Source organism: Rhizobacter sp. P3_B12 (genome assembly GCF_056402895.1).
On the sequence record NZ_JBFUGN010000124.1, the window covers coordinates 1 to 10,504 of the forward strand.

Annotated in this window: 7 protein-coding genes and 1 pseudogene; 2 read left to right on the forward strand and 6 right to left on the reverse strand. The window is 58.6% G+C overall.

Translation table 11 applies throughout. From position 1 onward, the window contains the following. On the forward strand, positions 1-133 hold a 133-nt coding region (locus AC1D01_RS09580; protein WP_477865820.1), incomplete at its 5' end, for an IS3 family transposase. A 37-nt stretch (positions 134-170) separates the two neighbouring features. On the opposite strand, the gene AC1D01_RS09585 is transcribed toward AC1D01_RS09580, so the two are convergent. From AC1D01_RS09585 to AC1D01_RS09610, 6 genes are all read right to left on the reverse strand, one after another. Then, complete coding sequence (locus tag AC1D01_RS09585; protein ID WP_477865815.1) at positions 171-4,478, reverse strand: AAA domain-containing protein; 4,308 nt, start codon at positions 4,476-4,478, stop codon at positions 171-173. 144 nt (positions 4,479-4,622) lie between these two features. Beyond that, positions 4,623-5,216, reverse strand: a complete 594-nt coding sequence (locus AC1D01_RS09590) for a YkgJ family cysteine cluster protein (RefSeq protein WP_477865816.1) — start codon at positions 5,214-5,216, stop codon at positions 4,623-4,625. A 130-nt stretch (positions 5,217-5,346) separates the two neighbouring features. Continuing rightward, positions 5,347-6,324, reverse strand: a complete 978-nt coding sequence (locus AC1D01_RS09595; protein ID WP_477865817.1) for a TniQ family protein — start codon at positions 6,322-6,324, stop codon at positions 5,347-5,349. Next, the gene (locus tag AC1D01_RS09600) at positions 6,321-7,514 is read right to left on the reverse strand and encodes an AAA family ATPase (RefSeq protein WP_477865818.1); all 1,194 of its coding nucleotides are present in this window, start codon (positions 7,512-7,514) and stop codon (positions 6,321-6,323) included. The genes AC1D01_RS09595 and AC1D01_RS09600 overlap by 4 nt, the downstream gene beginning before the upstream one ends. Continuing rightward, complete coding sequence (locus AC1D01_RS09605; protein ID WP_477865819.1) at positions 7,511-9,724, reverse strand: TnsB C-terminal domain-containing protein; 2,214 nt, start codon at positions 9,722-9,724, stop codon at positions 7,511-7,513. The genes AC1D01_RS09600 and AC1D01_RS09605 overlap by 4 nt, the downstream gene beginning before the upstream one ends. Continuing rightward, entirely contained in the window at positions 9,709-10,344 is a 636-nt protein-coding gene (locus AC1D01_RS09610; RefSeq protein ID WP_477865821.1) for a TnsA endonuclease N-terminal domain-containing protein, read from the reverse strand. The genes AC1D01_RS09605 and AC1D01_RS09610 overlap by 16 nt, the downstream gene beginning before the upstream one ends. Positions 10,345-10,398: 54 nt before the next feature. Between AC1D01_RS09610 and AC1D01_RS09615 the strand changes: the two are divergent. Beyond that, a pseudogene (locus tag AC1D01_RS09615) lies at positions 10,399-10,504 on the forward strand (IS5/IS1182 family transposase); the annotation flags it as partial.

The following is a 10,504-nucleotide window of genomic DNA, read 5'->3' on the forward strand; positions in this document are numbered from 1 at the left end:
GGCCGCCAAGGACGAGGTCATCGACTGGCTGGCGTTCTACAACCACCGCCGGCTTCACTCGACGCTCGGCTACGTCAGTCCAATGCAATTCGAACGGGCTTGGCTCGCTGCCCAGGAAAAGCGAGCCGCGTAATGCCCTCGGCTATGGGATGCGAGATCCGAGGGCAAGGTCACCATGTCCTGCGTCGGCGCCAGGTGGAAGTCGCCTGTTGCTCATCCCTCTTGGCCGATTGCCCGCGCTTGCAGTCCATGCATACCCGGCCGTATCCGCCTGCCCCCTGGCTCAATGAGCGATCAAAGTAAGCCTCACGCGTGCGGATCGTTTTGCACCGGGAGCACTGACGCATATCGCCCGTTACGATGCCCTGCGCCTGTTGTCGAAGACGCTCGACGAATTGTGAGTGTTGCTCTCCCGTTGCGACCTCGACGATGCGAGCTAGGCGTTCGTCCAGCGTCGCGACCGGATCGTTTCCGAGATTGAAGCGGTTCACGCGAATGAAGCGGTAGCCATACGACTCGAGTGTCAGCTGGCGCTCAACGTCGCCTTCTCGGAGGTAGCGCTCATGGTTGCCGACGTGCACCTGCGTGCCGGGTTGAAAGTGATGCTCGAAGCCGTCGTACTCCACTACGATCTGCACCGCCCCCTTCGGGGTCTGGCAAGTTAGGAGAAAGTCAACCCGATAGGACGGATGCTGGTAGGTCGGATCGAGCTGCTTGAGATACTCGCCCAAGGGGAACTGCGGCAGGATCTCGACATCCTCGGGCTGCGCCTGGATGAACCTTGTGGCCTGCAACCATTGCAGGAGTTTGGCTTCCATTGGGCTTGCCGGATCGGTTTGTTCTGCAGACCCGAGCTTGGTCTCCCGCATGCCCAGGTAGTGGTTCAAGGCACCTCCGATCGCTCCTCGGTACATGCCTATCGGCATCGAATGAACGATCCAGATCGCGTCCTGCGCACGACTGAAGCCCACGTTCAAGCGCTGAACTTTAAGCTTCTCCTCGACCGCGTCCGCCGCACCTTCAAGCGAGGGCGGAAACACGTAGTTCAATGCGTCGCAGCCCACGGTGGCCACCATCGAGTAGAAGATGATCGATCGCTCCTCACCCTGACAGGAGTCGAACGTCATTACCTTGAGTCGAAGCCTGTCCTCGAACTCCCGCGCTTTCGGGTGCGCGAAGAGCGTCTTCGTGAGCATCGTATGTTGCTCACGGAAGGGTGTGATGACGCCCACAGTCGGCGGATCATCCTCCTCGAGCAATTCAGCCAGCCGGTCCGCGATGAACGCAGCCTCGGCCGAGTTGGTCGTGCGGCTGACAGGCTTGTCCGTCGTGTCCACGAGATCAAACCGGATGACCTCGTCAATCGGCACGCCGCGAATCTTGATGGCCTGAAGGTGGCCGTCGTAGAAGTTGCGCGAGGAGTAGGAAATGAGCTCCGGGTAGGATCGGAAGTGCTTGCGCAGCATGATCGTGTACGACGACGCCAGACTGCAGAATTCGAGAATCGACTTCTTCACGTCGAACATGGCCAGCCGCTGCAGTGTGGCCGCATCACGTTGAACAGTCTTCTCGAAGAAGCTGGTCAAGTTGGAGCGGTACTTCTCGTTGGTGGCGATGCTGGCGTTTGATGACTTGACGTTGGCGAACTGCTTGCTGTCCCCGAGGACCACGATCTTCTTGGCTCGCAGCAGCGCAGGCAAGGCCTGCGCTACCGATACCTGGCTTGCTTCGTCGATGACCACTACATCGAAGAGTTCCGGCACCAGCGGCATGTACTCACCAAACTCACGGATGCCTGCGATCATCACGGGGAATGAGGATCGAACGGCGTCGAACTTCTCCTCTGGGAACTTCTGCCGTTGAGAGATCAGCTGGGCCAGCGTCTTGGCATCTGCCCGATAGTTCTCCATGAAGTTCATCAGTCGCGAATCCACGTGGGCATTCATCCGCGACGTGTTCAAACGCTCCATTTTTGTCTTCGTCCCGACGTAGTCGAATTCGGGTGCTTCGCGAAAAGATTGCCGCACCTTGACCCAATCGCCAAGGTAGCCGACCACCAAGCGGAAGTGCTCCGAGGTGGCGGCAATGGCATCCGTCAAGATGTCCTCGTGCGCTGCCAGTGCTTCAAGAATGCCAAGCAACATCTGCGCGGCCTGGCCGTCCGGAGTCTGGATGATCAGTTGCTGCCACGCGCCCTGCAACTCAGCCTGCAACCCCACTTGCTCCAGGCGCAGACGAAGGTCCATGCCACCTTGGACCAGCAGTTCCAATGCCGCGGCTTCCGCCTTCAAAAGGATGGGCCGCCGAGCTGGCAGCATGTTCAGGCGAGATTCGAGTGTCCTGACGGCCGATCCTCGCAACAGGTAGCCCAGAACAGGCATCCGCAACTGCCGGTACTCGACGACTGCTGCGGCGATCTGTCGAAGCTCGTCCGCGTCGAGCTTCTCGTAGAGGCCCATGGCGGCAACCTTCTGGCTGTGCTGCTGAGCGAATTCCCACAGGACGTTGTCTCGCTTGGTTCGCGCTTTCAGCCACTGAGCATTCCTGCGGGCGTCCTGCGTCAAGCCGTCGAAGTAGCGAACGACCTGATCCATCGCCGCCGCTACGGCGCCCAATCGCCGCACCAAGGCATCTTCGGGTACCAGCGCATGGATGGCCGCCAGCGCCGCCGGCGCGTCTCGCAGCATCTTGGCCTCGGCACCATGCAGCTGTTGTACTTGCCTCAACTCGATGGCACCAAGGGACTTGACGGTCTTCTCGATTGCGATCTTCATCCCGTCCGCTGTGCTTAGACGCTCAAGCTCGAGCTCCGGCGCGTTGACTGCATTGGCCTTCGCATACGCGGCGACTTGGTTGACCGTCTGATTGCCGACCAGCTTCTTGAAGTTCGCGTTCTGCCGGCCCAGACGCAACAGCGGATTGGGGAAATTTGGATCGTGTCGAACGCGACTCATCGCCTGCGACAGCTTGTTCTGAACCACCTCCAGCGCCTCCGTCTTGTCCGAGAGGACAAGACAGGAGCGTTGATTGAACGCGCAATCCGCCGCGATAGCGGTGATCGTGTGCGACTTGCCAGTTCCAGGCGGCCCCTCGACCACGATGATGCGTCCTTCTGGGTGACGCACGGCCATGAGAATCTTGCGCTGCTCCTCGTTCAATGGGATGGGGGAGTCGAACACCATTCGATCGACCAGCGATAGCCCGTCCCACTGCTCCTCAACTGCCGAGCGGATGCTCTTGGGATTCTCCTGGAGAGCTCCTTGCACGAGTTTCTCGAACAAGTCCACCACGGCGCCGCCGCCCTGGCGCGCCATGTTGATCAAAGCCTCGTAGTCGTTGACGAGCGACTCAGCGCCTTTCTCAAACGCACACAAGTAGACACTGCTGCCTAGAACCACCTCGGTGTTGGAGGCGTCCACCGCAGTGGGACCGAGGTGAATCTGTCCAGCCAAGTCCATCGCGTTCGCCACAAGATCGAAGAGTCGTCGAGCCTCTTCAAAGATCGACTGCTGGGGCTGAAGATAGTTGATGCGCTCGGTGATGGGGCTGGTCCACCCGCGTGTCCTCGTCGCCGCCAGTTCCTGTAGCACGAAGTCGATTGCTGCGCGGTTGGCGAAGAGCTGGTTGATGACCGTCAGCTCGTAGCCGCTGGCATCCTGAAGTTTTTCCGCCTGCACCGGCAAGAAGAAGAGCGGATAGGTCGCCCCCCGGAATCGGCATGAGCCTATGTACAGGTAGAGGACAACACCCTCGCTGATAGCGGCGAACGTCTCGACATCCCGGAACTCGCTATACGCGTCGGCGGCCACAAAGTTTGCGAAGAAGCGCCCGAGCGCGTCTCTCGCGTGTTCCATGGTGAGGAATGTGTCCAGCGCCGCTCGGACGTCGGCGTCGTCTCGTTTGGCCAAGTGCCTTGCGAGAATCTCTGGGAGCTTGCTGGCCAGCTCCGCAGCAACTCCCGAAACCATATCGGTCTCTGCCGCATACAGCGAATCGATGACACTGTAGGCCTGCCGCTGCAGCGGGCCGTCCAACTTGGCAATCAGTGGTCGGACGACCTTGGCTGCGATCTGCTCACACAACACGTCGACGGTTGCCTCTACCCATTCCTCCGGATCACTCACGGCTTTGGCATAGCTTCGATCGATCTCCGCCGCAAGCTCGGCCTTAACCGTCTCCAGGTCTTGCGGCTCCAGTGCTGCGAGCTGTTCCACAATCACTGTCCGGACGATGGGAGAAAGCGCTCGGGTGTACTTCCTGGGGCTCAAGCGCAGCTCCATCGGCTCGCCACTTGGTTGTTGTAGAAGAGTCCAGATCTCCCGATCAAGTCTGTCATAGGGCTTGAGGCGCATGCCGCAGCGAAACCCAGACTCGTTCTGCAGTACGACTCGCCGGCTTGGCGCCTGCACTCGCTTGAAATCCGTTTCGATGAAGTCCCGGAAGTAGCTTGCGATATGCGTGGCGACCTCTCTTAGCATTTCTGGTTCCACGTTGTTCCCCATTGAGCGAACGCCACCCGCTACGGCAGAAGAGCGACCAAAGGCACGAGACCCACCGAGGTACGCATCATCAATGTAGCCAGCAAATGGTCGAGCCCCTTGCTGGCATGCAGATCCTCTTGGTTAGGCCCCGACGGGGAAAAAGTCCCTGATGTCTGCGAGAACCGGCGCGCCCGGCACGCTGGAAACTTCAAACAGAGCCTCATCCAACCCGCTGAATCCAACCATCGGGACTTCAACTTCGTTCATGACGGAGGGGTGGCAGGCCGCAGCGCTTTCAAAGAACGAACCGTGCTTGCGACACGAGAGCGGTCGATCCTCATAGACAGTGCATGCACCTTGAGCATCCAAGAAGGGACACGGAATGCCAACGAACTTGCCCTGATCGTGGTGCACCGATCGATCGACAGCTGCCGCCCGTCGGCCTGCGGCTCGTTCAAGACGGTCCGCCTCCGCCTTGGTGATGGTGACGTTCATGTGGCAGCACGATGCACAGCCCTTCTCGCACGCAACGAATGGCTCGCGCGCCTTGGAAAGCTCGTCGGCAACACGATAAATCCGCCATAGCTTGCTGCGCGCAGATGCTTTCGCCGCCCGCACGGCTTGGGGCAGCTTCTCTTCTGCTTCGATTGAGGAACGTGGAAGCGCGGCCAAGAACTCCGCACGTCGCTTCACCGCGATTTCAATCTCCTCCAACGTCAGCGTCCGTTCAGCCATGGATCGATCGTAGCAGCCGCGGTAGCCTTACCGCCCTCCTGCCATCATCAATGGGTCAAGCAAGTATCGACTGCTCAACGCTCGAGGACAGCTCGCTAAAGCTCGCGGAATCCAGATCGGGAGCCGTACGCTAAGTCAGCGATGGCTGAAAGGGCTCCAGACGATCCGCCTCCACCCAGGCATCAAGACGAGGCGGCGTGGCACCTTCTGCAAGGGCGGCCTTGCGCCAAGCGCCCCAAGAGGCCTCACTGAAGCGTTCGCCGTTAATGAGCTGTGATGTTCGATCCTCGCAATGCCCCAATAGGATCAGCAGTCTCGTGTCACCGATGGATCTATTCTTCGAGAGCATCGATCGGTAGCCAGCGGTCAAGCTCCTGGGTGTTAGATCCATGGGGAACAAAATGGCTGGCGGGTAGGACGCAACGATGCCCTTCGCGATGAGCTGCGCTGTCCATCGATACGACTCGACGCTTCCTCGCAGGACGCGCGCATAGCGCCGGCTTCCTGAGTCGTCATGCAAGGTTTCCCGAGATACGTTTGCAAACCAAAGCTCTATCTCCGTCGCTGCCTCGGAAGTCTGAGTGCTGGTGGGATCTGGCAGCGGCAACTGATCGAAGTCGAATCGCGCCCTCAATTTAGTCGCGTGGCGCCAACAGGCCCGCACACCGGGTAAGTTGTGAGCACGCGTCCAGGTAATGATTCCTTGCGTTGTGAACTGCTCCTTCGTGCACACTGCGCAGTCTCGTAGTCCGTCGACGGCTGGACGTCCACGCGCTACGGTGCCCTTCTCGTTGTAGCAACGTCCCACGGTATACAAGTCGGGAGTCGCAGTGCGCCAACGCACGCCTTCTTCGTGGACGAAGTGTTGGAAGTAGCTCTGGAACGTTGCTGTCTCTGCGACCATCTTCCGCGACCCAAAGCACTCTGATTCGATGACAACTCTCATCTGCGCTTCAAGCGATGAGCTGCACTCGCCAAAGTAGCGCTTCAAGAAGCGGTGCGGTGAACCCTCACCGGAGAGAGTGAACTGCCTGCAAAGCTGGCCGTAGACCCACTCATCATCTAGATGCTGTGAACTGCCGAAAGTGGGAATCGACGGATCGGTCATTTTCGTCTCTTCGAGCCAAGCTTGGTCGCCGTGCCATCGAGTTCATCCAGCTGGCCGTGGAGGGTCAGTAGCAACTCGTGCGCTTCCTTGTAGTGACGCAACTCGAGCTTGGCAGGTCCAGCTTTCGCGGCCCTCAGCGCGATCTTCTGCGCCTCCACGTGCAACGTCCGCAACACTGAAGTCACACCCTTGGAAAGCTCGTAGAGAACTCGGAGAGTGTGAGCATCGACGGTGAGAGGTGTTTCGACGAGATGGAACGTGAACAAGTACTTGACGAGAGCGTCGAAGATGGGGTCCTCTGGCCCCTTTGGTCGCTCAAGCTCAAATGCACCCAGGCTGCAGGCCCGGCGCGCCACTTCAAAGCTGCCAGCGAAAAAATCTAGAGACTCAGGTGTCCCAGCCAAAATGATCGGGACCTGTACAAGATTTGTGAGCCTGACCAGGAACCGCCTCAGAGCTTGTTTGCCGGCCGTGGATCCGCAGAAGCTTTGAACATCGTCGATGTGAATCAAACCAACCGCATAGGTCCGCAACAGTTGAACAACGAGGCTCGTCAGCTTGTCTCGTTCCAGCGACTTCGTGCTCTTGGGCGCGTGTGCGTATTTCGTTCCGGTGAGACCCAGCGCCTTGTCGAGAGCCTCAAGAATGCTGTGCTGGAGCGTGACGGTCGAGCCCCCAGTCGGTGCTTCGACGCTTAGCCACACAACCTGAGTGATTGGCAGCTCAATCTCCATGTAGGCACTGTGACGGATCACCTGCGGATATCGCTGCAGCGCAATTCGTATCGTGGTGGTCTTCCCCATCCCTGACTCACCCACAACAAACATGCATCCCAATTCGGTGTCTGCGAACTCTTGAGGCTCGCTGCCGCCGTTGGCCGCGAGGCCGTACCGATAAGCCTGCCCTTCCGGGCTCATCAGATTCTTGGGCACGTAGAACTCGCGCAACGCCAAGTCCATGGCTTCGGCGATATCAAGGCATTCCGGCTTGGCCAGAAACAAAGTTTTGAGCGCCACCAAGTTGTGAACGCGCAGTTTTGGCGGATCCTCCATCAAGGTCTTCAGCGTCGTCCGTGGACCCCGGCTCAAGCTCTTTGCCAGCTCAATGCGATCCAAGATCGGAGCTGGAAGCGCCTCGATCAATGGATTGCCACGGTGGAGTTTTGCTACGTTCTCGGTTTGATACATCATGGGCTGATTGCCTTAAGAATTGCCGCCATTTCGTCGACCTCATCGTTGTTAGCAACACCCGGCGTGTCCGTTGCTGTCACTTTCTCAACTGGGCGATGACCCTTGTCGTGATCCTTTTCATTGCGACGGCTCACCTTGATATCGGCTACCTTTGCAGTGTCGGATCGGTCGTCGTTCGCTTGGGCCACACTACTCCTTGCGCCCGAATGCTCGATGACCTTCTGTTGGTAGAAGCGTAGGCCTCGGCCCACGACTTCGGTGTCGCGACTGTCCTTCGCTGCTGGCTGTGATGTAGCCACGATGTACTCGATGAACTCGTGCAACGTGGCGTCCTCCAACAATGCCTGCTTGACGTCGACGAGCTTTGCTTCTCGCAGCTCATTGCCATCCGTGTGTACATAGCAGGTGTCCGGGCGGTCGGGATCAAGGTAGATGTCGACTTCGCGCTTGCGAGAGCGCTGCATGTAGTACCAACTGCTGCTTTCCATCCAATCAGCGGTAAAGCGAAGGTCATTTACAACGAGGCCTTGCCTGGTCGCTCTGGCCTTGATCGTTGGCAGGTAATCACGAATCGCGTCCGCTCGCGTGAGTCGGTACGGAGAACCATGCAACTCCTCTGCCCCCACTTCATACAAGCTCGCCGGGTACGGTTTCGCTCGCCCATGCAGTGACAGCGGGGCAAAGCGCGAGCAGTCGTGAGTCAAGTTCCATTCGGCGACGACGCAGAGCAGCAGCCTGGTCAAGTCGGCAATCGTCAGACACGCATCAAGTCGGGCGTCATGCTCGCCGCGCTCTTTCAGTCTGCCCGTTGTTCCGCCGGGCGCGTCGTGCAGCGCCAGATCATTGAGAATGCCAAAGTACCTTTCAACGAGCGCTTTCCACTCTGCTCGATAAGGTGCCGCATAAGACATCACGGTGCCAGTGTCAGTGGCGAGATCGCGAATCGACTGGCTGAGTAATTCTCCTCGGTCGGCGAACACATGGGCAGACCGGATGCCCTGCAGAAGACCATCAATAACCTCGTCAGGAAGGCCGAGTTCCTTCACACAGAGGTCCTTCGGCGTCATAGCCTTGTAGAGAGCGATGCGCGCCTGGTCGGCACTTGGTGCTTCTAGGCTTACGTGCAGCGCAAGAATCGCGTACGAGAAGACGTCCAGGACCACGTAGATGATTGGCCGGCCGACTCGCACTTTTCGATCAATGGCCGACACCAAATGAATATCGCCAACGGTGGCATCGATCAAGTACGTCGAGCCAGAATAGTGATCTTTGGCGCGCGCATGTGATGTCAATACACGCAGATCCTTTTTCCATCGCCGCCCTCCGGCGGCATATTTCGCGGCCTCCAGTGCCGACACATGCTGCTGCCAGATGTAGACGAACTGTCGATAAGTCAGTTCGTATTGCTGATTGCACTGGATGATCGGCCTGCCGTGCTCGTCAACACCGGTGGGGACCAAGACGTAGGTGTCTCGGTAGAGCCGATGCATCGCCGCCAAGCTGAACTTCTTTGATCCGTCTTCCTTGTCGCGGCCAGACCTCTTGGTCTTGCGACACGTTTTCATGAAGACCTCTACGGCCTCCTTGGCCTGCTCCGTCGCGTTAGATCCCAGGCTCTCTGGATTGTTGAGCCAGTTCTTTGGCCGCCTTCCAAGTTTTTCCTTGGCCGGCTTGCGAGCCTTCTCGACGCCATGCTTCGGCATGGACGCCGCGTGAATATCGCCGCCCAAAGAGAAGTAGCGCGCGAGTCCGCGGCGCAACGCTGTAGTGTCGATGTTGAATCTGGCCGCCGCTGACTCAAGGACCTCGCTGTAGCGTTGCCGCACGAGCATCTCGTACAACCGCTCGTTCGATGTCAGCCAAGAAAGGATTTCCATCCACATCTTGAAGTGGTTCTTGGCATATTCGGTGCGAGCAGGCCGCGTGAGGAGCGCCGGGACGCTCACCGTGGCTGAGGTAATGAGCCCCCGCGCTTCAAGCTCCTTGAGCTCGCGGAGAGAATGCTCCTGAGGCTGCACTGCGGACTCATCCCTTCGAAGTCTCCCTCGTCGCTCCTTGACCTTGTTCTCTAGGACGACAGGTTGAAGGAAGATTTGGTCTAACTCACGGGCCAGATAGGCGACCACATAGGTGCCATTTTTGATACAGGTTCCTTCCAGAGGAACAGACACATGAAGTGCCGCGTAGGGTGCTATCAGGGAGTCAGCCATGCACGGCCCTCCTGCAGCAAGATGACGCGGGTTTCGTCTGATATTTTGATGTCCCAGCACTCGAGCAGACTCAATCGAGCTATCGAATGATCGACCTCTATCAGTCCGAACAGCACTCCCATCTTCAACCAGACGACTTGCTGCGCGTTAGACAGTGCATAGCGTTGACCCAGTTCAGTGAGAGCATCCTTCATCCGGCGACGGCGCGTGGATGTAGCGTCGACCAGATCAGACATCCAGCTGGCAGGGATCTCTATACGCGCTAGCAGTTCTGGATCGGATGTCATGACCGAGTAGGCCCACAGCAGGTTCTGCTCAAGGTGCCGCGGCATCGAACGTTCCGTGATGACGATCAACTCGATCCCGCGCAGGCGCCAGTACTCCCTCTCGATCAGCCGGAGCTCGATGTTGCGAGTGTCTTCAATCTCCTTGGACCATTTGCAGTGGATTGCCACTTTCCCGCCGTGCCGCAGCGTGACCAGGAAGTCCGTGGACATGCCTCCTGCTTTTGTCGCGGCTGCGGCCTTCCGATAGGGCGGATGCCTGATACCTAGAAGCTTGGCAATGTCCAGGGTACCCGGCAGGCCTCGCTCGGTTTCAAGCTCTAGGGAACCGCTGATTTATTCGGGCAGATCTCGATGGCCGAACGAGGCGTGGACAGCGAGGATGGTTGCATGAAACAGACGAGCTTTGCGAGCCTGGAGTACGCGGGCAAGAAGCGCCAGACGAGGCGCGAGAAGTTCCTGGGCGAGATGGAGCGCGTGGTGCCGTGGTCGGCGC